24 protein-coding genes are annotated in these 26910 nt (G+C 39.5%); 12 read left to right on the top strand and 12 right to left on the bottom strand.

Going from position 1 to position 26910, the window contains the following annotated elements; all coding sequences use genetic code 11:
- Positions 1-3 precede the first annotated feature (3 nt).
- On the top strand, positions 4-891 hold the full coding sequence (msrP, locus tag RM552_RS00525) for a protein-methionine-sulfoxide reductase catalytic subunit MsrP (RefSeq protein ID WP_311366845.1): 888 nt from the start codon (positions 4-6) through the stop codon (positions 889-891).
- The gene (locus tag RM552_RS00520; RefSeq protein ID WP_311366844.1) at positions 891-1595 is read left to right on the top strand and encodes a protein-methionine-sulfoxide reductase heme-binding subunit MsrQ; all 705 of its coding nucleotides are present in this window, start codon (positions 891-893) and stop codon (positions 1593-1595) included. Before msrP ends, RM552_RS00520 begins: the two co-directional genes overlap by 1 nt.
- Positions 1596-1598: 3 nt before the next feature.
- On the opposite strand, the gene RM552_RS00515 is transcribed toward RM552_RS00520, so the two are convergent.
- Positions 1599-3566 carry a methyl-accepting chemotaxis protein gene (locus tag RM552_RS00515; protein WP_311366843.1) on the bottom strand — a complete coding sequence of 656 codons (1968 nt, stop codon included), beginning with the start codon at positions 3564-3566 and terminating at the stop codon, positions 1599-1601.
- 239 nt (positions 3567-3805) lie between these two features.
- On the opposite strand from RM552_RS00515, the gene RM552_RS00510 reads away from it, so the two are divergent.
- Positions 3806-5134 carry a DUF3300 domain-containing protein gene (locus tag RM552_RS00510; protein WP_311366842.1) on the top strand — a complete coding sequence of 443 codons (1329 nt, stop codon included), beginning with the start codon at positions 3806-3808 and terminating at the stop codon, positions 5132-5134.
- A 9-nt stretch (positions 5135-5143) separates the two neighbouring features.
- On the opposite strand, the gene RM552_RS00505 is transcribed toward RM552_RS00510, so the two are convergent.
- Together RM552_RS00505 and RM552_RS00500 are read right to left on the bottom strand one after the other, a co-directional pair.
- A complete protein-coding gene (locus RM552_RS00505; protein WP_311366841.1) occupies positions 5144-6220 on the bottom strand; it encodes a JmjC domain-containing protein in 1077 nt (358 codons plus the stop codon).
- A gap of 120 nt (positions 6221-6340) precedes the next feature.
- Entirely contained in the window at positions 6341-6640 is a 300-nt protein-coding gene (locus tag RM552_RS00500; protein ID WP_311366840.1) for a hypothetical protein, read from the bottom strand.
- A gap of 352 nt (positions 6641-6992) precedes the next feature.
- Here RM552_RS00500 and RM552_RS00495 point away from each other — a divergent pair, with 352 nt between their 5' ends.
- Positions 6993-8234: a malic enzyme-like NAD(P)-binding protein gene (locus RM552_RS00495; RefSeq protein ID WP_311366839.1), complete on the top strand. Its 1242-nt coding sequence runs from the start codon at positions 6993-6995 to the stop codon at positions 8232-8234.
- A 21-nt stretch (positions 8235-8255) separates the two neighbouring features.
- Here RM552_RS00495 and RM552_RS00490 read toward each other — a convergent pair whose 3' ends face one another.
- From RM552_RS00490 to RM552_RS00470, 5 genes are all read right to left on the bottom strand, one after another.
- The gene (locus RM552_RS00490; RefSeq protein WP_311366838.1) at positions 8256-8615 is read right to left on the bottom strand and encodes a DUF4870 domain-containing protein; all 360 of its coding nucleotides are present in this window, start codon (positions 8613-8615) and stop codon (positions 8256-8258) included.
- Between the two features lie 9 nt (positions 8616-8624).
- Positions 8625-9368, bottom strand: coding sequence for a sulfotransferase-like domain-containing protein (locus tag RM552_RS00485; protein ID WP_311366837.1), 744 nt, complete (start codon positions 9366-9368; stop codon positions 8625-8627).
- Between the two features lie 18 nt (positions 9369-9386).
- Entirely contained in the window at positions 9387-9944 is a 558-nt protein-coding gene (locus tag RM552_RS00480; RefSeq protein ID WP_311366836.1) for a LemA family protein, read from the bottom strand.
- 51 nt (positions 9945-9995) lie between these two features.
- Positions 9996-10988: a hypothetical protein gene (locus RM552_RS00475; RefSeq protein ID WP_311366835.1), complete on the bottom strand. Its 993-nt coding sequence runs from the start codon at positions 10986-10988 to the stop codon at positions 9996-9998.
- Positions 10989-11064: 76 nt separating this feature from the next.
- Positions 11065-12000 (bottom strand): aminotransferase class IV, encoded by a 936-nt coding sequence (locus RM552_RS00470; RefSeq protein ID WP_311366834.1) that lies wholly within the window; start codon positions 11998-12000, stop codon positions 11065-11067.
- A 257-nt stretch (positions 12001-12257) separates the two neighbouring features.
- On the opposite strand from RM552_RS00470, the gene RM552_RS00465 reads away from it, so the two are divergent.
- Positions 12258-14063, top strand: coding sequence for a tetratricopeptide repeat-containing sulfotransferase family protein (locus RM552_RS00465; protein WP_311366833.1), 1806 nt, complete (start codon positions 12258-12260; stop codon positions 14061-14063).
- A gap of 342 nt (positions 14064-14405) precedes the next feature.
- Positions 14406-17537, top strand: coding sequence for a TonB-dependent receptor domain-containing protein (locus tag RM552_RS00460; protein WP_311366832.1), 3132 nt, complete (start codon positions 14406-14408; stop codon positions 17535-17537).
- A gap of 93 nt (positions 17538-17630) precedes the next feature.
- Here RM552_RS00460 and ahpF read toward each other — a convergent pair whose 3' ends face one another.
- Together ahpF and ahpC are read right to left on the bottom strand one after the other, a co-directional pair.
- Complete coding sequence (gene ahpF / locus RM552_RS00455) at positions 17631-19229, bottom strand: alkyl hydroperoxide reductase subunit F (protein WP_311366831.1); 1599 nt, start codon at positions 19227-19229, stop codon at positions 17631-17633.
- A 372-nt stretch (positions 19230-19601) separates the two neighbouring features.
- Positions 19602-20165, bottom strand: coding sequence for an alkyl hydroperoxide reductase subunit C (ahpC, locus tag RM552_RS00450; protein WP_311366830.1), 564 nt, complete (start codon positions 20163-20165; stop codon positions 19602-19604).
- A 358-nt stretch (positions 20166-20523) separates the two neighbouring features.
- Between ahpC and RM552_RS00445 the strand changes: the two genes are divergently transcribed.
- From RM552_RS00445 to trxC, 5 genes are all read left to right on the top strand, one after another.
- The gene (locus RM552_RS00445) at positions 20524-21267 is read left to right on the top strand and encodes a DUF1211 domain-containing protein (RefSeq protein WP_311366829.1); all 744 of its coding nucleotides are present in this window, start codon (positions 20524-20526) and stop codon (positions 21265-21267) included.
- 98 nt (positions 21268-21365) lie between these two features.
- Complete coding sequence (locus RM552_RS00440) at positions 21366-21605, top strand: hypothetical protein (RefSeq protein ID WP_311366828.1); 240 nt, start codon at positions 21366-21368, stop codon at positions 21603-21605.
- A gap of 249 nt (positions 21606-21854) precedes the next feature.
- Positions 21855-23192, top strand: a complete 1338-nt coding sequence (locus tag RM552_RS00435; protein ID WP_311366827.1) for a HipA domain-containing protein — start codon at positions 21855-21857, stop codon at positions 23190-23192.
- Positions 23185-23463, top strand: a complete 279-nt coding sequence (locus RM552_RS00430) for a helix-turn-helix domain-containing protein (protein WP_311366826.1) — start codon at positions 23185-23187, stop codon at positions 23461-23463. Before RM552_RS00435 ends, RM552_RS00430 begins: the two co-directional genes overlap by 8 nt.
- Before the next feature lie 69 nt (positions 23464-23532).
- Complete coding sequence (gene trxC, locus RM552_RS00425; protein ID WP_311366825.1) at positions 23533-23961, top strand: thioredoxin TrxC; 429 nt, start codon at positions 23533-23535, stop codon at positions 23959-23961.
- Positions 23962-23981: 20 nt separating this feature from the next.
- Here the strand turns inward: trxC and RM552_RS00420 are convergent, their stop codons facing one another.
- On the bottom strand, positions 23982-25526 hold the full coding sequence (locus tag RM552_RS00420; protein WP_311366824.1) for a BCCT family transporter: 1545 nt from the start codon (positions 25524-25526) through the stop codon (positions 23982-23984).
- Between the two features lie 290 nt (positions 25527-25816).
- Here RM552_RS00420 and RM552_RS00415 point away from each other — a divergent pair, with 290 nt between their 5' ends.
- Positions 25817-26071: a GlsB/YeaQ/YmgE family stress response membrane protein gene (locus RM552_RS00415; RefSeq protein WP_311366823.1), complete on the top strand. Its 255-nt coding sequence runs from the start codon at positions 25817-25819 to the stop codon at positions 26069-26071.
- 94 nt (positions 26072-26165) lie between these two features.
- Here the strand turns inward: RM552_RS00415 and RM552_RS00410 are convergent, their stop codons facing one another.
- Complete coding sequence (locus RM552_RS00410) at positions 26166-26855, bottom strand: hypothetical protein (RefSeq protein ID WP_311366822.1); 690 nt, start codon at positions 26853-26855, stop codon at positions 26166-26168.
- Positions 26856-26910 lie beyond the last annotated feature (55 nt).

Below are 26910 nucleotides of genomic sequence, written 5' to 3'. Positions count from 1 at the left end.
CAAATGTCTGAACCAGATTACCTCTCAAGAGAAGCAACGCCATATCACGTCTTTAAAAACAAACGAAATTTCCTAAAAAAATTAATCGCTTTGGGACTATTGCCTTCTGTAAACGGTTTTGCGAGCGAATCTTCTTCCGACTCATACATAACAGACAAACAATTAGTCACCAGCTATAACAATTACTACGAATTTTCGACGAACAAGAAAATGGTGAAACATTTAGCACAAGAACTAGATACCAGTAATTGGAGCCTGCATATTGATGGCTTGGTAGATAAGCCTATGCAGTTATCAATGTCTGATATTTTTGACATGAAACTGATAAAACGGACCTATAAATTACGTTGTGTTGAAGGCTGGTCTGCCGTCATCCCATGGCAAGGTATTTTGTTGCGTGACTTACTCGCCCTAGCAAGGCCTACCATAAAACATGGTTTTGTGAAGTTTTCCAGCATCTATGCACCTTCCGTAATGTTAGGTCAACGCACAAACATCTTGCCTTGGCCATACATAGAAGGATTACGCTTAGACGAAGCAATGCATCCGCTTACGCTATTAGCAACTGGCATGTATGACGCACCGTTACCTAAGCAAAACGGCGCACCGATTCGTTTAGTCGTGCCTTGGAAGTATGGTTACAAAAGCATAAAAGCGGTTTCTAAAATTACACTAACAGATACAAGATTTGAAAGTTCATGGATGCAATCTTCACCTAGTGAATATGGATTTTACGCGAACGTTAATCCAAATATTCCTCATCCACGATGGAGTCAACGCAGAGAAGTACCTCTTGGACAAACTAAAAAAATAAAAACACAACTGTTTAATGGTTATGCCGAGCAAGTCGCAAACTTGTATGCATCAGATAATATCAACCGCTTATACTAATGCAACGCTTGGTCTTTTTTAACCAATACAGAAAAATACTCAACCGTATTTTGTGGGCACTCGCTTTCTTGATCTTGTTGCTCATTGCCACTAGCTATTGGCTCATAGAACTTGTTAATCCCTTTGAATTTTTGATAGTTCAATTGGGGAGAGCATCTATTATTTGTTTTTTACTGTGTTACGCCATTTCACCAGTCGCTCGTTTAATGGCGCGTTTGTGCATAATTTTGCGCTATCAGTTCGGTAAAAGAGTAGCTGATTGGAGCTTTTTATATTATCAACGGCGCATGCTTGGGCTAAACAGTTTTTATTTCGCTTTTTGTCATATGTTGGTTTATCTATATTTTGAGATTGACCTGAGTGTAGAGGAGTTTTACTTAGAAATACAAGAACGTACATTCATAGCAATTGGCTCTTTGGCTATTTTTATAGGCTTAGTCCTTGCTATCAGTTCGCATAACAGCATCCGCAGAAAACTAAAAAGAAATTGGAAGAAACTTCATAAGTTAACGCACCTATTGGGAGCGCTTATAATTGTGCATGTTGTATTAGTGGCAAAAAATCTTGAATTTGAAGAATACGCTTATCTTATTACAATTAGCTGTTTAGCGTTTGAGCGCACTTATCATATATTAATTGCGGGTAGTGGCTCGAACAAACTTCTTTTTAAAGGTCGCAGAAAGCGCCAAAAATATAGAAAATAAAGTTTACACTACCTTATATTTTTCAATCCTTTCTTCCATGTCATGAGCTATTTTCGAAAGTTGAACACTCGCAGCTGAAAGTTCTTCTGCTCCAATTACGTTTTCTTTTGCTTGATCATCGATACTAGACACATTGACATTTATGCTGTGAATAGCGCTGCTTTGTTCCTGAGTTGCCGTGGCAATAACGGATGTTACATCGTCTACAGACTTAATATCCTCAACAATCTTTTTAAGCACTTTGGATATTTGTTGTGCATTTTCAACAGCATCATTAGCTTGCTGATTTCCGCTTTCAATACTCGAAAAGGCTTTCTTTGAGCTATTTTGTAATACGTCCACCACATTAGAAATTTCCTGCGTGGAATCTTGGGTACGTTGAGCAAGTGACCTGACTTCGTCCGCCACTACCGCGAATCCACGACCCTGTTCGCCAGCACGCGCCGCTTCAATCGCAGCATTTAAGGCGAGTAGGTTAGTCTGCTCTGCCACTGCTTTAATTACATCTACCATCCCCAGAATATCGGAGACACGTTCATTTAATTCAGTAATAGTTTCACCTACTAGCCCAACCTCTTCAGCCGTTCTATTAATACCTTGCATAGAGATGCTTACTGCATTTTCTCCATTGATGGTTTCTTTAGAAGCTTCTTGAGCACCATTAGAAGCGATCTGCATGTTTTCCATTACAGATTCCACGTTAGCACTCATTTCTTCTGAGGCACTGGCAATACTGGAAATATCTAGCTGTAATTTGACCAAATTAGCTTTGCTCTGATCAGTCGCACTTGCGGCCTGCAGTGTTGCTTTAACTATTTGTTGAGCGTTCCCCTGAAAACTAATAAAGTCTTCTTTAATATGCTCGAAAGTAACATTGATTAGTTTAGCGATTTTCCCTAAATCGTCCTCTGAAACAATAGCGACAGAATCAGTTAAATCGTTTTCTGAATTAACCTTAGACATATAGCGCTCTATTTCTCTAGATTGTTGAGCCCTGAGCCTTATAGTACCGAATGAGGCATAAGTTATGGCAATCAGGACGACAAGTAAAATCACTTCGAATATGATGACAAGACGTCTTGTAATGACTTTATCTTCTGCATAGTCAATGGTTGAATCTAGTAATACTCTTTCAGTTATTTTAAGTTTATTAATACGTTCTGTTGCAGCACTAAACCAGCTGTTGGCATCAACGCCAAACGCCCCATCGCTATTTGCAGCGATGTCTCTAAATTTTTCTACTTCTCTGCTTTCCTTTGACGTGAGAAATTGTTTCACCACTTCTTTGTACTCAGGTGTTGCTACCATACTTGTAGATTTGAAATAAGTATCTTGTTTTGTCGCCAGTTCAACAAATCGTTTAAAAAGAGCCGGCGTAAATGAATCTTTAGCAAACACATTACTTAGTACCGCACGTTCGATACCCGCTTGTTCTTTAGCATAAGCAATATTGTAAAGTGTTAAAAAACGTTCTGACGATGTCGACTCTTCCAATTCAGCTGCTAAAAAACCATTAAGGTCCAATATGACAACATTGTTGTTAGTGTAATAAAGCAGTGTTTCGGCAAGTGAAATCGACTGGCTATCTACTTTTTTACGGACTGTCTGCAGTTGTTCAAGTTGATTAAATAATTGCTTTATAATGGTGCTTGTCGCTTCGGGAAAGTCAGCCATCTTCATAAAATTACGGAGATTTTTAATTTCATTGTCAGTCAGTTTTCGTTGGCTTACTATTTCTGTACTAAACTTATTACCTTTTGATCCTAAGAAACCCGCTGACATCCCACGTTCTTTTTGCATTTCATGAACTAGCTGGTTGGTGACCAAAACAAGTTCGGCGTCGGCAATGGTTTTGTTGGCTTGGTCTAAGGCGTGATAGGCACGAAATACATCAATTGTGATGAAAATAAGGAGAACTGAAACCGGAATCAGTGTAAAAAAAGATAAGTATTTAGAAAACCAACGATTCATAAGTAACCTTTCAGATATTAATGTATATGCGCATGTGACCGTTGATATAACAAATTTTCCAATCACCTTTGAAAACATATCGGCATGTAGTCTGAAACCTATAACATCATCACACTTTAGTAGGTTACAAAATTTAGTTTGTATGCATATCTATAAAAAACAAGAACAGTCAGCTTACGTTCATGTTCAGTTTAATATTATAGCGTTTCAACTAGCCAAACTTAAAAGTTGGAAACAATATGAACAGAACCAAACTATTTAAAAATACCTTTCTAATTGCGGTGTTGAATCTAGCGATAGCCAATATTGCACTTGCTGACAACCAACAGAATTATCAAGTAAATGCAGCGCAATTTAGTCAAGCAGAATTGGCTCAGATTCTGGCGCCGATTGCTTTATATCCAGACAGCTTACTTACGCACATTATGATTGCGTCTACTTATCCTTTAGAACTTGTTCAAGCGCAGAGATGGCAACAAAAAAATGACCATCTAGATGCAGCAAGTGCTGTTGAGTTGGCCGAAAAAGAAGGGTGGGATCCGAGCGTAACAGCTTTAGTGGCATTTCCCAATGTACTTGAGCGTTTAAATGATGACTTAGCTTGGACACAAAACTTAGGCGACGCTTTTTTAGAAGATGAAGTCGCTGTTCTCGATGCAGTTCAAGACTTGCGACAACAAGCAGAGCAAGCGAACTCTTTGCAAGATCTTAAAAACATGCAAGTTACAAAAGTGAATAAACAAATAATTATTGAGCCGGTTCAAAAAGAGATTATTTATGTTCCCTACTATGATTCGCGAGTAGTGTATGGCAATTGGCATTGGCGCAGGTACCCTCCTGTTTATTGGAATTACCGTCCACGGTTATCGGTGCATTTTCCGCTAAGTGTGTCAGGTCATTTCCATTGGAATGTGGGTATTAACATTCGTTTTAACTACTTTTTCCGCGCTTTTGATTGGCACAGAAAGCATATAGTAGTGACGCATCATCGCGCCCCTCGATACGCAAATAAATACACATCAAGATACTTATCGTCTCGCCATCGTGTCACCACTAGCCATGGCGCAAAGCGTTGGAAACATAATGCGTCACACAGACGCAATGTGGTTTATCGTTCAGAAAGAATAAAATCTCGTTATGAGCACACTACTAAAAAACGTGGATACAAGCTTAATCAGCAAAAATACAAGCAACATAAGACTCAAAAAATTAAACAAGGTAGCCGTAACAGCGACTACACAAAACTAGGGCAGCATCAACGTGTAAAAAGCGCACTTGGTAAGCGGGAGCGTGTCAGCCATAAGTATGCCCGTCAAACTCAAGCAAAACGAAAGCAGGTACAGCACAAACAGGTTCGAACTAACAATTACAAGCAAGCGCAACTTAGGCATAAGAACAAGGATACTATGCAATCAAAAAACCGAGTGCCTGTGCAACCACGTAAAGTAAACACTAACGTGAAACGAAAACAGAGTCCGCAACAAAATCGAATGGTCAAAAAGCCCATAAGAGACGCGCGTAAATCGCAGAATAAAAGAACAAAAAAACGGACAAAAAAGAGAGACTAAAGCCAGGGTCTAGTCCAAGAAAACTAAAACACCGTGGTTGATGAGTACTAAAATTACTTTTTCTATGTCTTGCCAATCAAGGGAGTAGCCTTCAGTAGCTGCTCTCTTAATTAGCGACTCTCCGCATAGAGCCGTGTTATCTGCTACTAAATTGTTAATGATTGAAATTGGCATATCTTCAAATTGAAATGTTTGACCAGCACTTAATAATTCAATTTTTTTCTCGCCTAGTTGATTCAACATACATGCTTGGTTAGCGTTCCTTTTAAATCGAGTTTGTGCATTAAAATCCTGCCCTCTTATAGCCAATGTTGGCATTTCTATTTCTTTCGAAATAGGACTGTTTTGGATAGCATGTTGATAAACGAACTGTTTAAGTTGATTTCTGTCGGCTATGACCTCTAACAACTTATCAGCGATTTCATCTAGTTGTTTATCCAATCTATGCTCAGAAAGCGAACCTCCTAGACCTCGAATGCTGTGAATGGGTAAGTCTTTTCTCAAAATGGGATGAGTTTTACTAAGTTGCTGAATAAGATGGGTCAATACGTCTGCGCCAGACGTATATGGCACTGTTACGGTAAGATGAATACACGGCTCCACTGCAATTGCTTTATGCCAGTGACCTCTCGGTATATAAAGTACATCACCCGGTTTGAGCTCTATATCTAAATATGGGCTTGCGTTTCCTGACTCAGTTGCTTCAAATAACTTTTCTTCACATGGCCAAAGCTCGCTAGGCTCATAAATATACCAACGCTTAATCCCTTCCGTTTGTAAAATGAACACATCCTGAAAATCATAGTGCAAATTAAAACCTTGTGCGCTTGGATGTGAAACATAAGCGTTAATGTTCACTTCGGTGTTAAAGTCGTCTGAACATGAATCACAAAAACCTCTAATTGCAGGGTCTACTTCCTGTAGGTTATCTATTTCTAATGTTTGACCAGATATTATCTGTTCTCTTAGTACGCTATGCGATAAAAAAGGTGTTTTTTTACCACCGCCTACTAAATTTATAGACCTGTCTTTTGGTCGAGAATTAGACAAAAAGTCGTTTAAGTCAGTCCACTGGAAAAGGTCCATAAATCGCGAGGACGAACCCGGGCTATAATATGCTGTACAGTTATGATACGAATCTAGGAACGAGTCCACAGATAAAGGTGAAATTAATGACTTAAGCATAATATTGGTAGAGTTCGCTAGCTAACTTTTGGGTGCAAGTATGATAGGTTTCGATTTTTCTCTTGACCCCTCACCATTATTTGTACTCTTACCTGCATTAAAATCACTCCCATGCATTTGAATATGATTTTTTTCTGCCTCTACATTTTTACGGGTAATACTTTTTATAGTTGGGCTAGCTTGCGAGTTTGAAATTGATTTAGCAGACTGTTCATTCACTTCCTCAGAATTTGCTATGGGTATTGTCGTTGCAGTTACCGCTGCGATTGCTAGTCCTTTTAGTGCTGCTTTTCTGTTGACGAAACGTTTTTTGATGGTCATGGGTGTTGATCCTTTAAGATTGATTCTCTGCTGTCTAAATGTTATTTCAAATTACCCTTATGCATGTACTCAATTTTCACCAAATGACTACTCAATTTTTGTTATTCCCAGATAAATGTGCCTTTTACTTAAGCCACTTACTTAATCCGTATTCAAGTTTTTCAGTTTTTGAATAGTGGATATTCAAACAATAAATACTGCTTTAAGCTAGCGTAGCCTTTGGCTTGTGCCAGCAATAGAGCCGTTATTTGTTGTGCTGTATTCGTTTTATCTTTTTATTTTTGTGTTATTGTTTCTGTAATGTGATTTTTACTAAACAAATTCAACGCTTAAGCCAAGGATCCTATCTGCAATGTCTGACTTTCGCCAGCGAGCTCTTGATTACCATGAACTTCCAAAACCCGGCAAGATTAGTGTTGAATTATCAACGTCTGCCGCCACTGTAGATGATCTTGCACTGGCGTATAGTCCTGGTGTGGCTGAACCTGTGCGCGAAATTGCGGCAGACCCAAACGCCGCTTATCGATATACCGCAAAAGGTAATATGGTTGCAGTAATTTCAAATGGAACGGCGATTCTTGGCTTAGGGAATTTAGGGCCCTTAGCATCTAAACCGGTTATGGAAGGCAAAGCTTTGTTGTTTAAACGTTTTGCCGGTTTAGATTCCATTGATATTGAAGTAAAGCACCGCACTACCGAAGAGTTTATTAACACTGTGGCAAGCATTGCTGATACATTTGGTGGCATTAACTTAGAAGATATAAAAGCCCCTGAGTGCTTTGAAATTGAAAAAGAACTAATCAAACGTTGTAAAGTACCGGTTTTCCATGACGACCAACATGGCACTGCTATTGTAACAGCGGCGGGCATGTTAAACGCACTCGAGATCCAGGGTAAAGACATTCGAGACATTAAAGTTGTTTGTTTGGGCGCTGGAGCCGCAGCAGTAGCGTGTATGGAATTACTGATTAAATGCGGCGCACAACGCGAAAAAATATACATGCTAGATCGCCAAGGCATTATTCATACAAGACGAAAAACACTGACAGAACACAAAGCGTTATTTGCAAACAATACTGACAAACGCACACTAGAAGATGCAATGGATGGAGCCGATGTATTTGTTGGCGTATCCGGGCCTGATTTACTGCCACCTGAAGCTCTTGCACTTATGGCACCAAATCCTATTGTGTTTGCTTGTTCAAACCCAGACCCTGAAATCAAACCCGAGCTTGCTCATGAGGTCCGCAATGATTTAATCATGGCGACTGGTCGCTCTGATTACCCTAATCAGGTAAACAATGTACTATGTTTTCCTTTCATTTTTAGAGGTGCGCTAGATGTGCGTGCTTCCCAAATAAATGACGAAATGAAAGTAGCAGCGGTTGAAGCTATTCGCAGCGTCTCAAAGATGCCAGTACCAGAAGAAGTGCTTAAAGCCAGCAATAGCGAATCCTTAAGTTTTGGTAAAGACTATATAATTCCAAAACCAATGGATCCGAGGCTATGCAAGACTATCGCAAGTGCAGTAGCTAAAGCAGCTATTGATTCTGGCGTAGCGCAACTTAATGAGTTACCGTCAGATTACGAATAATTTTCACGCAGTTATTAATGCTTACTTTATAAATGTAATGCTCAAAGGATATGGCCATAATTCACCGTCATAAGCTTTTATTGCGCCAACAATGATAAATATCAAACTCACTATCGCTAAAATTATTAAGCCAAACACACCAATTACAAGCACCATCAAAATAGTACAAATAATGGTATATATGAAGGCGCTGATTATCCAATTCATGATCACCTTTCCGTGCTCATCAATTTCTTTAGATTCTTGCTTATTCGTTACCCACATCACAATTGGCAATACTAAGCCAGCAAATGGGATAATCACACCCGCTAACTGACTCAAGTGCATTAATAAAAGGAAAACTCTAGGTTCCATACCCCAGGGCTGATATTCATTAGTCATAATTATTCCTTAATTCGACCTATTAATTGTTTTTGCTTGTAAAGCCTCAAAATAAGGCATTGATTCATCTACTACTGCTTGTTGTTGTGCATTTAGGTGCAAGTGTTTGTTTTTATACTGCGCAAATCCGGTGGAATTTTCAACACTGTGATACCAATGACTCGCCCAAACACCGTCGCTTTTACGAGCGCCTTTTGACCATTCTAGCATCGCAATTTGAAAGTTAATACCGAGTATTTCGCATAAGTGTTGTAGCAAATTCTTAGGTGCCTTGAGGACATCATTAGCATCAATCACGGGAATATCTTGCTGGCTCAAACTAGAAATTTCTTGGTATAACTCGAATTGACGTTTAATACCAATATCGTCGACGCTGCACACGCCTCGGCTATTGGTATACGAATTTACAACTTGGGCTGGGTGTCTAATTAAAAAACAATGACTTAGCTCTCGCGTCCAGGTCATATCACACCCTACTATCATATGATGCGTCATGTGCTTTTCGTATTGAATACAAATTGACTTATCTTTTGGGATGGGGTCAGCGTGCAAACCTTTAATTACTTCATCGTAAGACTGAGGCTGTGACGCAAGTACCTCTTCAAACATAGGATGGGGACTTTGAGTTTGCGCTAAGTAAAAAGCATAAAATGGCTCGTCTACAACCTCGCAGTCGCTTCGATTTTCCCAACTTCGCATCATTGCGGTAGAAATATTTCTAGGCCCTGACCACATACAGATACGTTTAATCATTAGTTAACTTCAATTTTTTTAAAAATTCGGCTTGTAATCATAGTCTTCAACCGTTCCCGACTGGTGAAAGTTGTCGAGCTTTTCTTTGCGTGCAAAAAATTTATTCACCAAGTTGAACGGCACCATTTCAATCGAATTATTAAAGTGTTCAACAGCACGATTAAAAATAGTAATTGCAGCAGCAACATTTTCGTTTTTATCACTAATCTCGTCCATAAGTTCTTTAACAATTTCAGTTGCGCCTAGCTCAGGGTAATTTTCAGCAGTCGCCTTGAAGGATGAAAACATTGCCTTAGAGCGCGCTTCAACGGTACCAAGCGCTTCAACATCAATTTTGTCGGTATCGAGAATATCAATTGATTCTCTTAATGCTGTGACTTTTACAATAAAATCACTTTCAAACTGTTTAAAGTCATCGCTTAAACTGCTTAGTTGTGGCAACACATCTTGTTTGAGCTTTTCGTAGGTAATCACGTCAGACCAAGCCCGCTTTGCTCTATTCAAATTACTAATAATAGTATTGTAAAGCCAAATGATGGCAATCACGATAATGCCGATAACGATACTTGTAACCATAAACAATGTCCTTTTTGCGAACTCTTCACGAGCTCTCTTTTATCGTTCAGGTTATTTATTCTGGTTAATAAAAGCAATCAATTTTTGTGCTTGCTCAAGCGCTGGTAATTTATGGGGTGTCTCTAACGAATTGATAAAAGTAGTAGTATTAGTTAGGGAAGGTGTTTTAACTTTACTTGGAAATATCTCTTTAGGTAACTCAAAACAAACCACCGACGAGGGCGTAACATCCATCGACTTAATAAACGAAAATTCATCAACAAACGCTAATACTGCCTTGGGGTCAAAAAACTTTGCTGCCTGAATTTCAGAAGCACATCTCACTTTAAACCGTTTATTAAAGGCTCTGCTCGACGAATCCCATTTATTGGGAAAACGATTCACATTAATACTCAGGAAATTAAAGTCAGAAAACTGTACTAGCATCCCATATTTGTAATGTGTACTGCGGCTTGTGCGGGTGCCTCCCTTTGAGTTTGTCGAACGCGTGACTCTTACATATTTAAATTCAAACAGGGTGTAGGGAGTAGGACCTTGATGTTCATCCCCAGGCATCCCCCCTAAATACCGAGTAGTAATCGTTTGACTTTCATCACCGGTATTAAATAAAGAAAACATACCACTGAGTTGCTTCCAATAGCTGCGCCCATCAAATTGATAATCTCTAACAACACCGGCATTAATCGCTACCGAGCGAATATACACTGCGTCACCGACTCTTTTTATTTCCGCATAACGCATATAAAAAAGGATAAGCGTAAGACAGCCCGTAATTGCACTGAGCACTTGCATATAAAAGCGCGTATCTTGCGTAATATGCAATTGTTGCCAATACGAAAGCCCTCCTACAAGGCCAGCAATAGCTAAAGAAAGCCATAACAAACTATTGTTATGTGAATATTGATGTTTCGCAGAATATTCTTGGATGAGTTTAGAAATTACGCTGATATCTTCACTGGTTTTGGCATGAATTGCGCGCGCTTGTAAAATTGCCAAATGCGTTTTTAATTTATTGTTGCGTGAATTTTTGGAGGTTAATGCCATTTTACTGCTTTTTACCTTGCTCTATTTTGTTCCGGCGCATGCTAATTTACCGCTGCTTTGCCTGCTATTTATTAGTTTACGCTTTTTGTTTCGCGTGTTCAGCTTCAATGCGTGCCACATAGAGCTGCTCTAAGTGCTTAGTCGTCGTTTGTGAGCCTGTGCCTATTTTTCTGCCATCAATAACGGCGACCGGCGTCAAACCAGCAAAAGTACCCGTTATAAATGCTTCGTCGGCCGCATACACCTCTGACAACGAAAAGTTCTTTTCAAAAACCGGAATGTCATTCGCTTTACACACATTAATCACATTTCGTCGCGTAATGCCGTCTAAACAAAAATCACCACTTGATGTCCATACTTCACCGTCTCTAACAATGAAAAAATGAGTAGAGTTACAGGTGGCAACAAATCCATGTGGGTCAAGCATAAGAGACTCATCTGCGCCTGCTTTAGCCGCTTGAATACATGCAAATATACAGTTGAGTTTTGAGTGAGTATTGAGTTTAGGATCTTGTACGTCTGGATAACCCCGGCGAACATGCGAAGTGAACAAACTCACCCCATCACCCTCAGCTAAGCCCAAAGCTTGTTTGTGTTCCGCAATAATAACAATGGTCGCAGGAGAAATAGTCACTCTTGGGTCTTGGTATGGGGTTGCTTTAATCCCTCTGGTCACCATGAGTCGGATATGGACGCCATCGTGCATATCGTTAGCCTTACAGGTTTGATAAATCCGAGAAACTAATTCGTTCTTACTCAGGCCAATGTCCATATCAAGTGCTTTAGCACCATCAAATAAACGCTGCATGTGCTGATCAATAAACGCAAGTTGCCCTTTATGCAGTCTAATCCCTTCCCAAACGCCATCACCTAATATAAAACCACTGTCGAACACCGAAATTTTTGCTTCGCTACGAGCAAATAATTCTCCATTAATATTAATGAGAATACTGTCATTTCGTGGGTCTTGCTGATATTGATGTGTACCTTTGGCCATTTTACCTTCGCTCACGCTTATTTGTTATCGCCTTCTACCTCGCAAGCTCTTGTGCTCGCTAACAAAATGTCAATCTAGTACTATTTATTATGCGGGGTTAAGGTTAATATCTATAGGGTCTTGTAGCATATACAAATAAGCGGCTCATTAACATACCACTTATCAATAATGAGTCTGCAAGAGCAATACTTGCAAGACATAATTAATATCCAAGTTCGGCAACATTGACTAGAGCAGTCGATAACTATATGGGTATTTGGAGAAGATAAAGAGTGCTAGAACAAGTTAGAAAACTGATTGAAATAGGTGATCTACCTCAAGCCATCACTTCATTACACAATTGGCTTAAAAAGGAACCTCGTCATTATCAAGCGCACTTAATACTGAGTCAGTGTTTATTCGAACAAGGCTTATACAAGGAAGCATTATTAGTTAATCAAAAAGCTGAACGCTTTGATCCCCTTATTGCCGATTTTTCGTTGATTCAACAGCATATGCAAAAGCAAGCTTTTAGCGAAGCAAAAAAAGTCGCCAAACAGATGTTGTTAAAGCAAGAGGCCCACCCAAGAGCCATATTTACTCTGGCGCATATTGCCATGGCTAGCCAACAACCAGAAAAAAGTAATCATATTTTAGCCATTGGTCTACAGTTTTCTCCTGCTAATATGATGTTAAGACATATGCTCATGCAGTCTTTTGAATCGAGCGGCCACTATGCAAAGGCCATTGATGAGGCTAAAACTCTATGTGCTATTGAAGAAAGTTTTGATACGGTTTGGTTGTACACTTCGCTGCTGCTGAAATATGGCCAAAATACCGAGTTACTAAATGTATGTTCGCAGGCTTTACATCTTGCGGGAACTGATAAACAAAAGTTGGCGCAAGTTTACCTTGTTTTGGGCCAGGCTTATCGAATTGTGGGTGAGCGCGAAAAATGCGTTGATACCTATCTAAAATGTATTGATATTGCGCCCCATAATGTTGATGCATGGTGGGGTTTGGCCGATTTGAAAAATTATACCTTTTCGCCTGAAGATAAAGGCGTTTTAGAAGCGCTAACAAATAATGTAAATTTAAGTCAAAAAGCGAGAAGTGTTGCGTTTTTTGTATTAGCAAAGATACATGAATCATTCAATGACTGGCAATCTGCTATGAAAATTTATAGCAAAGCTAACCACAGCTTTCCTGTTGCAAACACCAGAATTAAACAAACAGAATCTGAATTTGCACTGCGCAAGAGTACCTTTACTCAAGCTGTACTGGATTTACAAGCCGATAATCTCAATCAGCAGGTGCGACCCATTTTTATTATTGGGTTGCCGCGGTCCGGTTCAACTATGATTGAACAAATTCTGGCAAGTCACTCACAAATTGAAGGGACCCTCGAACAACCCACTTTAGGGGCGATTGAGAAACAGGCAAATTCGCTTTGCTTACAAAAATCCAACACTAATTTATTTTCGGCCATTCACAGCTTAACAAGCGATGAATTATCTACTTTAGGACAAGCTTATTTAGATAAAGGCGCATTATTTAGAGCAAATAGAGTAAATAACGAAAATACACATAAACGTTTTTTTACCGACAAGCAGCCCTTTAATTTCCGGCACGTTGGCTTAATTCATAAAATCCTGCCAAATGCGATTATTGTCGACATACGCCGTAATCCCCTTGACTGCGGTCTCAGTCTTTTTAAGCAGTATTTTTTAAGCGGTGTTGATTTTAGCTATAATCTGACAAATATTGCTCTTTTCTATAATGCCTACATCGATCTGATGGATTTTTGGGATGCTCAAATACCCGGAAGAGTATTACGCATTCAATATGAAGAACTTGTCAAAAAGCCAGAATTTGAAATTAAACGCTTATTAGCCCATGTAGGCGTCGAATTTGAGCAGGATTGTGTGGATTTTCATAAATCTAAACGAGAAGTGCGTACCGCAAGCAGTGAACAAGTTCGACAAGCTATCAATTCAAAAGGGGTGGGTGTGTGGCAAAATGTAGAACACGAACTACAAGAATTGAAAAGCGCACTGGGTAAAAAAACTCTTGAACGATATTCAAAATATACCAACTAGCAAAATAAGTCGGAGGCCAAAGGTACAATCGAATTTGCACTCTAATGCACCTCTCAATCTAGCTTGTTCATTAGATATTACTAATCATTAGACTAATGAATAGCTTTTTAGCAAAGTTAAGATGTGCTACCTTAAGGAATCAATGCACCTCTATGGTGCTTTTTATGCACTCAATCAGTTCAATCCTACGTTGCGTTTTGGTTTAATTTGCGAGTAATATATGTATAACAAGGCTTTGCAAGGCTGGCACAAACGGTGCTTTATAAACAAGAATAATAAGAAATAACAAAAAATTTAAATTTTACACATAGTTTCGAAACACGTTCAAGGGACAACATAAATATGTCATTTACAAAAAAACACATCAAGGGTGCTACACACAGCACCAAACGCACAGCAGTATCGCTTTGTATTGCGACTGCATTAGGATTAAGTGTGCCCAGTGCTGGTTTTGCACAAGAAGAAGTTGAAGATGAAGAAATAATAAAGGTCACGGGTTCTCGAATCCCATCAGACCCTAATGTGACCTCTTCAGTTCCACTACAATCTATAGATGCAGACGATATCAAGCTTTCTGGTGAGCTCAACCTTGCAGATGTGGTAAATGACATTCCTGCTTTGATTTCATCCTTAACAGCTGAAAACTCAGTTACTGGTGCAAACGCCCTTAACTTAAGAGGCCTAGGCAGCGAACGTACACTGACATTGGTTAATGGTAGACGTCATGTTGCTGGTTTTAGAGGCACATCTGCCGTAGATATTGGTACTATTCCAAGAGCCTTAGTAAAACGCGTTGAAGTAACTACAGGTGGTGCATCTGCAATATACGGTGCAGACGCGGTAACAGGTGTTGTTAACTTTATTCTCAAAGATGACTTTGAAGGTATTCAAGTTGATGCACAAACCAGCGCTCCATTTGAAAGTGGTGGTGAATCCTTTGGTTTCGATATTATTGTCGGTGAGAACTTTGACAATGACCGCGGTAATATTGTTTTTGCTGCAACCTTAGAAAAAGAAAACTCTCTTACTTTTGGTCAACGTGACTGGGCAAGAAATAACGGCATTGCCACTGTAGAAGCTCGAGCCAATCCAGATCCAGATGGTTCTGACAGAGCGGTTATAAATGATCCAAGATTTTGGTTAACTTCTCAAGAAGGTTCTATCGCACCTACTTTTGGCGGGCGTGATGTAACTTATGTCGATATCAACAACAACGGTATTGCGGATTGTCAAGAATCAGAAGGTGGTCGTGTTGGCTTTTTGGCAGGTTGCTGGGTAACTAATCCAGATGGTAGTGTCCGTGTTAATACGGACGGTATTGTGTTAAATGGTCTATGGGGAATAGGCGGTGATGGCGGTAGACTAAACTTTGACCGCGACACCTTAATGCCGTCTACCGACAAGTACGTTATTAACTTAAATGCCAAGTATGAATTGACCGACACTATGGTCGCGTTTTTTGAAGCTAAATATGTATCGGCAACTTCGACTACTTTTGGTGAACAAGATACTTTCTACGATACTTTGTTCATTTTACCCGATAACCCATTTATTCCTGAAGCACTTCAACCTGTGGTTGACGTGACTGGTGGTTTATTACTAACTCAAGATCCTCTCGATTTTAGTGACAATAATCCGTTTACCTATAAACGTGAAACACAGCGATTTGTTGCTGGTATCCAAGGTGATATTGGTGATGACCACCGCTATGAACTGTCAATTAATCACGGTAAATTTACTAATACCTCGCGCACCACTGCTAACTATATTGATAGAATTTTTGCAGCGATTGATGCCGTTGAGGGTCCAGACGGAAATATTGTTTGTCGTTCTGATATAGATGCTGATGCATTTTATGAGATTGATTATTTTACCGCTGGTAATGGCTTTGCAGACGGCGGATTTGCAAGTAACCGTTACTACACGTTCACACCCGGCGATGGCCAATGTGCACCGCTAAATCCATTTGGTACTTACTCAGCTAGCGAAGCGGCACAAAACTTCGTAACCGCTGAATTAGAAGATGTGCTTGAAATTGAACAAACCGTAATTAACTTTTTTGTTAGCGGTGAATTTTATGTTATGGAAAGCTTATTAGATGGGCCTATAGGCTATGCAACAGGTTTGGAATACAGGGAAGAATCAAGTGATAATAAGTTTGACCCAATCACTTTAGGTATTTTACCTGAAGGGACATCACTTACACCGGGCGTGTTAGCAAATACTATTGACCCCTTCTTAAATTCATTTACCAGTATCGATAACGACCAACAGTTTAATACTTTTGGTGAATATGACGTTAGTGATGCCTTCTTAGAAGTTCGTTTACCGATTTTCTTAGATCGCGATTTTGCTAAAGAGCTAACTATCGATGCGGCGATCAGAGTTGCCGATTATTCTACCTTGGGTAATGCGACTACTTGGAAAGCCGGTCTAGCATATGCGCCAATGGATGATATTAGCTTCCGTGCAACATTCTCAGAAGCGGTAAGAGCGCCAAATATCTCAGAATTATTTGACCCACTATTACCGACCACTATTTCGGCAACCGCTGATCCATGTGACCCGGGTAACGTTACCAGTGGCACGAGCGTTCGACAAGCTAACTGTGTTGCGTCATTGCAAGCAGCAGGCGTAGCAGCAAGCGATATCTTAGATGGAAATGGCGACTATATCTGGGTCAACCCATTAACGGGTAGATTTGCAGGTACTACTGGTGGTAACCCTGACTTAGAAGTAGAAACCGCTGAAACGTTTACGGTAGGAACCGTTATTAGACCTAGCTTTATTGAAGGCCTAACCATTACCGTCGACTACTGGAGTGTTGAAATTGAGGACGCTATCAGAGCGGTAAGTGCAGACGATATTTTAAACGGATGTTTCGATTCTGCAAGCTTCCCTGCTTTGGACTTTTGTGATCAGTTTGAAAGAAGAAGCGATGGTGGTTTGACTGATTTATCAACCGTCCAAATCAACTTTGCACGACAAGAAGCTGAAGGTATCGATTTCTCTGTTAACTATACATTTAGTGTAGACGAAAACGACTTCGAAGCATCATTGGTTGGTACACGCCAAAAAACCTTGAATAACTTCTTTAATACCTCTGACTTAACTGAAGTTAACCCAGAAGTTGAAGAAGTGCAATTGCCGAAAACATCGGGTAACTTCCAATTCTCATGGGAGCGTGGGCCATTGAACGTTTCATTCCAAACGACTTATATGAGTCGCCAATCAGTCGACGAAATTGAGGTGGTTCTTGGCTTAGCGGGTAACCAAGCCCTATATGGTGATGCTGGATTCTTTGACGAAGTGTTTATTCATGACATAAATGCTAGTTACGAAATCAACGATTCACTTAGCATATTTGGTGGTATTAACAACTTAGCTGATGAAGAACCTTATGCGACACAAACAGCATGGCCTGTTGGTCCTAGAGGTCGTACTTTATTTATGGGTATCAGCTATCGTAACTAATCAAGACCTTAAGTAATAAAAAAGGGCCAAGTCTAACTTGGCCCTTTTTGTTTGTGCTTGCTTTAGCTCTGTTATTAAGCCCTTAACTCAGTTTCAAGCCGCTTGTTCTTCCTTAGCGATATTCTCAACTGGAGCAGGATTCATTAGCAAGTAATCAAATGCAGCTAATGAAGCTTTAGAGCCTTCACCCATGGCAACGACAATTTGCTTATATGGCACTGTTGTCACATCACCACATGCAAAAATGCCCTCTTGGTTTGTCGCGCCTTTTTCGTTGATGATAATTTCGCCGTATTTGGTCATATCAACAACACCTTCAACTACTTTTGAGTTTGGCACCAAACCAATTTGTACAAAAATACCTTGTAGTGATTGTTGATGCACTTCATCAGTGGCACGGTCGATATATTCTATGGCGTTTACTTTGCCATTTGCGGCCAATACTTGTTTAGTAGCTGCATTTTTCACAACCGTTATGTTGTCGCGTTTTGCCATTTGATCAATCAACACTTGGTCTGCTTTCAGCTCTGGTAAAAACTCATATACTGTTACCGATTTTACAATACCTGCTAAATCGAGAGCAGCTTCTACACCAGAGTTACCGCCACCAATAACAGCCACATCTTTACCTTTATAGAACGGACCATCGCAATGCGGGCAATATGCTACACCATTCCCAATGTTCTCTTTTTCGCCCGGCACACCAAGCTCTCTCCAGTTTGCACCGGTAGCAATAATCAATGAACGCGTGCGCACCACTTCACCATTGCTGAGCGTTAAGGTTTTTATCTTGCCGTTTTCTACTTTATCAACACGAATATGCTCTTTCTTCGTAATATCATGCTGGTCTAAGTGCTCAACTAGCGAACCAGTAAGTTCAGGCCCTGTTGTATATTTAACCGATATTAGGTTTTCTATGCCCATGGTGTCTTTCACTTGGCCGCCAAAGCGGTCAGCAATAATAGTCACTGCCAATCCCTTACGTGCAGAATAAATTGCCGCTGATATACCCGCCGGGCCACCACCAATAACGGTTACATCTTGCAAAGGAAGTTCAGGTGCGCTGTTGTCTGCTTCTAAAATTTCTGGCTGTGCTGCGCTTAACTTTTCAATAATGCCAGCAATCTCAACCTTGCCACTAGCAAAAACTTCCCCATTCATATAAACCGTGGGTACACCCTGAATATTGTTTTCCTCAACTAGTTCAGGATAAACACCGCCGTCAATCATTTCGGCTTCAATGTTTGGATTTAGTAAAGCAAATTGATTCATGGCTTGAACAACATCTGGGCAAGCATGACAACTTAAGCTCACATATACCTGAAACTTGAGTTTGTCTTTCACTTTTTTAACCATGTTTTGGATGCTTTCATCCAACTTCAATTTACTACCACCGGCCTGTAGCACGGCTAATATCAATGAGTTGAATTCATGACCACCAGGCACGCCCGAGAATGTGATACCGGTATCTGCGCCATCTGCTTGCACCAAAAAGCTAACTGCGCTTCTTAGAGTGTCAGCGCGGTCGGCTTCGGTGACCGTGATTTTTTCAGAAGTCGTTGCCAGTTGATTAAGCATATCCATTAGTTCTGCACGCTTTGCGTGCTCGCCTGTTTGCACAACAAAGGTGATGTCGTGACTAAGATCTTTCATATAGCCTTTTAGGGCATTGAGTATGTCAGGAGTTAACATTTTAAATTCCTCATAAAAACGTACTGCACTAATATAGGTATTATCATTATTGTCGAGTTAGCAGTATTTCAACTTAAATAGAAGTCAATACAGGCCTATCAGCGACAAACACCTTTGCTGCTGTAACTGGTTAATTTATACAAATCAGCGTTCACGAATAAGCATATCGACACATGTGCTATGTTTGACGGTATACCAATTTAGGAAGTAAAAGATTGGCCTTTGATTATTGTTCCCATTTCATTGCTTTCTTCCATGGGGAAAGGAAAATCGTTTACTGCCTAAAAGCTTCGTTTACACCAAAATATCTTTTTTCATATAAGCTCGCAGCCATAGCTGCGAGCTTCTCATTAAATGTTGTCATCAAGCGACTTATATTTTACCTACTAAGTCAAGGCTTGGTGTAAGTGTCTCTTGGCCTTGTTCCCAAGCAGCAGGACAAACTTCGCCGTCGTTGTTAGCAACATATTGTGCTGCTTTCACTTTACGAAGCATATCTTTTGCGCTACGACCAATACCTAGGTCATGAATTTCAGCAACTTTGATTACACCTTCAGGGTTTGCTAAGAAAGTACCACGTAATGCACGCCCTTCTTCTTCAATCAACACGTCAAATCCACGAGAAAGAGCAAACACATTATCAGACAATAAAGGATACTTTACTTTGCCAATAGCGTCTGACGTGTCGTGCCATGCTTTGTGAACAAAGTGAGAGTCAGTAGAAACACCGTACACTTCAACGCCTAAATCGTTAAGTTCAGCGTGTATGTTGGCCATGTCTTCTAATTCAGTTGGGCATACAAAAGTAAAGTCAGCAGGATAGAACAAAAAGATAGACCATTTGCCTTTTACGTCTTCGCTAGAAATCGTTTTAAACTCACCATCGTGAAAAGCTTCAACTGAAAAATCTGGGATAGTTTGGTTGATCATTGACATTGCATATTTCCTTAATATTAGGGTTAAATAATTTAGTAAGTTGTGTGTAAATTTAACTCGGTTTTTACACCACTGGTAACTCTTTACGTTGCATACAACGATATAGATGTTTGTGACACAAATAAAACTAAAAGAAACGATACGCATAATTAAAAAAAACGATTAGTAGCTTCTGATTACAATTGTTTTTTCAAATTAGCTCCATCTCGGCCAAGTTTTTACACTTTTTAAATAATTGAATATAAAAAAAGGCCAAGTAGAAATATAGCAGATTAATAAAATATCAAGCGGTGCACATCCAAAAAAATTGATATATGATTTTGAATGCATTCCATAAAAGCTAATACAAGGTAATAAAATGCCAAAACCGATTGACCCAAAATATCAATTAGTCATGCGTGGCGAAGCAATGAGTCGCGTAGAAACCTTTGTTGCTGCTGCATTTGCCTTTGCAGTCACAATGATAATGATCAGTATTGGCAATATTCCCACCAACATGGATGCCTTTTTAATTTCGGTAAAAAATATCCCAAGTTTTTTAGCGAGTTGTGCTGTTATATTATGGATTTGGCACAGTCATGCTCACTGGTCCCGTTGGTTTGGATTAGAAGACGGTCGAACAATATTTTTTAGCGGTACATTAATTAGCATCGTATTAATTTATATATATCCGCTTAGATTAATGATGCAGGGCTTGTTCTACAATATCAGTGGTCATTATCTTCCCTTTGAACTTGAAATTACAGCATACTGGCACCTACGCTTTTTGTTTATCTTCTATGCGCTTGGATTTATTTTATTATGCGCAAATTTTTATTTTCTGTATCGCTATGCAAGGAGCAAAAGTGAAAAGCTAGCATTAAGTGAATATGAATTATTTGAAGTAAGCATTAAAGAACGTTACTGGCTAGCCACCATGGGTGTCAATGTGATTGTTTTAACTACTTCGGTTCTATTGCCCGATAAATGGATGGTATTATCACCCAACCTCTACGTGCTATTTTTTCCTACCTATATTTATCTAAATAGACGTTATTACGCATCGGCTATAAAACGTGGCTATGCTCTGCGGAAAGAAAGATCAAAGGGTCAGGTTCGTTGAAGCTTTATTGCAGAATTACCATCGAGATACACAAACCTTTTAGGTTTAAGTGAGTACACTTACCAATAGCGAGTGAGTTTTAATTGAAGAGGCTAGCTATGGCGAAAGATAAAATATTAATTCTGTTGTTTACTGTGGTGTTGAGCATAGGTATTGGGATTCTAGCCGTTTACATAGACATAATGGCTGTTCCATTAATTTGTGGAAGTATTTTAGCGGGGGGCATATTACTTTCTGCTTACCCTAATGAGAACAGTAGCAACTTTAGGATAATGAGCTATTTAATGTCGTTGTTGTTCTTACCTTTGGTATGGGCGGCGTTTTTAATTGCATCATAAATCCGCTATCTAGAAACGGTGGCAGTGTTAATTAGCTATAAGTATCATCAGATTGTTATTTGATTTAAAGCTTTTCAGATAATAATTTTACCTGACTCAATTCCACACAACAGAGTTTTAAATATTAACCCATGTCATTTTCGGTAGTTTAATTCCGTATTTTACATATGAATTCTGAAAAAAGGTAGACTTCTACCGAATTATTGCTAATATCATTAATTAAGCGGTAACAAACTACTGAGTAGTGAAATGCGAACAGTGACACTGCAATTATTCAATCAAGGCAAATGGTGGGATGCGGCAACTTTGAGTTTCTCTGATGAGAAGCTAAGTTCTACTTGCTCGTTATCTTATTTTCCAGAATATATTAAAGCTGTTGCGAGTTATGATGTTAAAGACTGCTGGGCATGCAGTGTCAATGCGCCAATCAGCATTATTCCGACCGATTACCCAAATTGGCCAGCTCTATTAGATGATATTTTACCGGTCAGTAAATCGAGGGAATGGTGGCTCAAGTACCTTAACCTAAGTCACGCAAATGACTTTCAACAAAATTATGGTTTATTGACCAATGCCTGCATGTCGCCCGTTGGCAATATAAGAATAAAAGAATCTATACCCGCTATAACGCAAAACGATATTCGTCGTTTTTCTATTGATGACGTTATTAAATTACAATATGACTTCCTAGAATACGCCAATGAACACGGTGCTGCAGTAGGTGGTGCAACGGGCGCGGGTGGGGTTGCACCAAAACTATTACTCATGCTTGAAGATGACAAAGTCTTTATTGACAGTGATTTTGCAGGAAAACCTGTAAAGGCAACCCCCTACTTAACAAAGTTTGCTCGTAACAATCGGACCGCCCTAGATAACAACATTCTTAAAGCAGAGGGAATTTTTTACCAGGCACTCACTAAAGTACTACAAGGGACGGAAGTCGAAACTATTGATGTAGCGAAGCTAAAAATTTTGAAGGATACACAAAGCGGCCAAATCAGTTTATGGTTGCCTCGGTTTGATGTGGGAATTAAAAATGGCTTGGCGACAAGGTTTGGTTTGGAAAGTATCTATTCAATAATTAATGCTGAACCCGGCAGTTTCCAAGATCATTTTTATGTAATGGAAACAGTTTGGCAAAAAATAGAATCTGTTACTCAAATGACACCTTGCGAATTTGCAATGCAGTATGTTGTCCGTGATTTTTTAAACATTGTGTTCGGAAATTCAGACAATCACGGGCGCAATATTTCATTTATAAAGTTACAGGACGATATTCAATTTGCACCTATTTATGACTTTGCTCCAATGAAGGCCGACCCTGAAATGGTTACGCGCTTATTTAAATGGGGTAAAAACTGCGAACTTGGCGGGCGAGTTAATTTTTTAATGGTATGCGAACAACTCTCAGGTTTTTGTGAACAGGAAAAGCTGATTTTGGTTTTAAAGCAACTGGCGAGTAAATTAGTTGATTTACCTGTGTTATTGGAAAAACTAAATTGCCCAGAAGAAATATTGAATTTCCCAAGCATTGGCTTTAAAAACATAAAAAGTAAATTAGCGGCGATGGGAGTGTACGATGGATAATTTATCTGCAGAACAAAGAAAAGAACTACTCGATAAGTTAGAAAATGATATTGCTGACAATTTGATTACCATCGGTGAATTGGTTAAGAAGGTTCGTACTCAACTATATGACATGACACAAATACAATACGCTGAATTTATTAAAGTGTCAGACAAAACCCTGCGCGACATTGAAAAAGGTAATACAGATACTCGTGTTTCAGTATTGAATAAAGTATTGGCGCCAGGCGGATTTACATTAAGTGCCAGAGCCCATAGAACGCGGTTATAGTACTATTGTTTTTGATTACATAATCTATAGTTTTACCAAGTTTTAAAATTTTAAGGATTCAGAATTATTATGCATATCGTTTGTCAATCTTGCGCTACGACCAACAGAATACCCGATGATAAGAGCCATACAAATGCAAAATGCGGAAAATGTGGTAACCCTGTATATGCAGGAGTTCCTGCTGAATTAAGCGATAACAATTTTTTCAAATATATCGAAAATAATGACTTGCCTGTAATTGTCGATTTTTGGGCCGATTGGTGTGGTCCCTGCAAGCAAATGGCGCCTACATTCGAATCTGTGGCGCTTGAATCAGACGGTATCTTGTTTGCAAAAGTCGATACCCAGTCAGCGCAACATGTGGCAGCAAAAGCCGGTATTAGGTCTATTCCTACTCTGATATTTTTCCACAAAGGCGAAGAGCTCGACCGTATTTCAGGCGCACTACGAGAACCTCAACTCAAACAATGGATTATGCAATGTCTGCAGAAAATGTAAGTACTCAAGACCTTAACCACCTATAAAGAACCACCTTTGATAACTCGCCGTAGCAATATAAATAGACTGATATTGCTGATCATAATGATCAAGAGCGCAGGCAAGCCACCCAAACTATTCATCATACGAATACCGTCGAGGCTTGCAAAACTAATCATTACCCAAGCGATAATACCAATCGTTATTCCCCAAACGAATTTAAGCTTCATACTTGTTTGTTCTGACTCTTCTGACAAAGAGTCAGACGACGTACATAGGCGGCTCATTGCATCGGTATTTGAGTCAGCAGCGGTCACAAACGAAATAAAGGTGATCACAATAAGTAAAATGGCCATTACTGAGCTTAGTGGTAAGTTCTCAAACAGCATATAAATGAGGGATTCTGGTCCATTACTTGTAAGTGATTGTTGCAGCGCACCTTGTAATACATTGTCGAAATAAATCGCTGAGCCTGAAAAGGTAGACATCCATAAAATGGCACAGCACGAAGGTAAAATTAAGTTCACCGCTATAAATTGTCTAACCGTATATCCTTTAGCAATGCGCCCCAAAAATAAGGCCGCAATTGGCGCCCAAGCGTACCAATTTGCAAAATAGAAAACCGTCCATTCCCTTGCCCAATTATCACTTGCATGTGTCAAAGTGTTAGTACTTCTTTGCATAAAGCTCGATGCATATTCAACTACTCCGTTATAACCAACGTTTAAAATAAATAGGGTTGGGCCAAACACAAAAACAAAGATGCAAAAAAACAAAAAGATTTTCGCATTTAAGCTCGATAAACGTGCAATACCTTTATGCAAGCCACTAACAGCAGAAAACACGAATGTTAGTACAATCAGAGTAGCTACGCCCGCCATCATCAACTTTCCATTTTGCCAACCTAGTTGAGCTTCGACCCCACCGCTTAACACCAAAATACCCGTGCCTAAAGAAGAAGCCATACCCGCTACCAAGGCAAACAATGCTATGGCATCTATTACACTGGCGCCTTTTGTGGCCGCTGTTTGCCCTATTGTTGGCACAAGAAAACTACTGATTGTGTATGCTTTGTTTAAGTTGTAATAACAGAGAGCAAAAACTAAGGAGGGCACACAATAAATCGCATAGGGTGAAATCGACCAATGCATAAACATGGTGGCCATGGTAAAGTCACGCGTTTCAATAGAGTTTGCAACAAGATCAAGCGACGCAGGCGGCGAGGACATATGATACATAGGCTCAGCTACTGCCCAAAACAGAATCCCTGTCGCTAAAGTAGTGCATAAAGCAATAGAAAACCATTTCCATTTGGATAGCAGAGGTTCAGCATTTTCACCGCCTATTTTCACTTTACCCAAAGGTGAAAAATAAACAATGACTAAGCTCATAACAAGGCTCAAAGTCACATATGAAAATAACCAGTCAAAACTCTTTAAAATCCAGTCATTTATGCCTGTCATCACCAATAGAAATTGCTCAACGTCATAAAAACTAAAAATAACGGCTATAAACAGAAGCGTGAATGGTGGCCAAAAAACACTTTTACGTAAGGCTGATAAAGGACTTGTAGTTGGCACTCGCATTATAGTGTTCGACCTTTTTTAATTAATCCCAGTTTGGGATAAGTAAAGCATTTGTCACATGAATAATGCTGATAAAGCTTAAAATGTGTGCTAACTATTTGATATTACCAGACTACTTTGCGAACGCCTTGATGGTCAAGTCATTTATGGCAATGCACAAGTAGATGCACAAATATTAACTGGCTTGACTTTACTCTTCTAAACTGAAAAGCTAACTTATCTGGGCATACAATAATCGGTGCTCCAGGACGAAAAAATATAATAATTAAAGAATAATAAAAGGAGAAGTCATGGGTATTATTTCTTGGATAGTATTGGGACTAATTGCAGGCATCATCGCAAAATGGATTATGCCAGGTAAAGACGGCGGCGGCTTTATTTTAACCACTTTATTGGGCATAGCAGGCGCTTTTGTTGGCGGTTTTGTAGGTTCATTTCTTGGACTGGGTGAAGTAGGATCTTTTAGCTTAGGTAGCATGGCAACTGCGGTTGTGGGTGCGCTAATCTTGTTATTTGTCTACCGCCAGATCAAAAGTAAGTCTTAATAATTAACTAAATCATATCAGCCCTCGCAATGTAACTTTTCGAGGGCTTTTTATTGCCTCGCTAATACTGAACTATTGTTTCACCAATGCCTCACTAATGCTTCACTACCAACAAACCGTTTTTCTCTGGTTGGCGATATATGCCTTTTACCATATCACTATGCCTTGTTCTTATTTCCGCCTTTGTAAAGTTTGAGTCAAATATTTCATCCACTTTTTGCTTTGTAATTTGCCCTTCTACACTAATATAAAGTAGTGCTCCTTTATTTTGGGGTGTCTGAATATCGCCAAATAAGTCACCCGAAACATGGATAGAAGCGCTAGGATGGCCTGTAACAAGTGTACCGTTAAAGTCACCTTGGACCACTAACTTAATTGTGCCTGACGATCTTATAGTGCCATTGAAGTCACCACCAATAAAAATAGTAGCTATACCATTCGCATTAATAAGGGTATTTTCAAAAACATCTCCGGCAATAACGACTTCCGGCTGCAAGTCAATAATTAAATCTGTCTGCAAATGCCCTTTGATAAAGAGCACGTCATAACCGTTCACTAGAGACTGATGGGTCGCGTTTCCTTCAATTGATTGAAAAGATAAAAATGTAGGGGCTTTTTGCTTCTCATCATAGGGAAAAACCATGATTGAGCGATCAAAGTAATGTTCGCCTACACTGCCTACTTGCACCTTGACGTCTTCCCATAATGTTACCGGCACTTGTTTAGGCTCAGTAACGAAATGTACGGAAAGTAAGACACAGAAAATTATACTTATCTTTAACATGAAAACGTATCTGCCAATTGAGCAATGACTCACGAATAGAAACTTAGTAATCCGG

The organism is Glaciecola petra, assembly GCF_031846345.1.
In the GTDB taxonomy this organism is placed as follows: domain Bacteria; phylum Pseudomonadota; class Gammaproteobacteria; order Enterobacterales; family Alteromonadaceae; genus Glaciecola; species Glaciecola petra.
The sequence above is the reverse complement of the archived record's forward strand: the minus strand, read 5'-3'. Positions and strand labels throughout refer to the sequence as shown.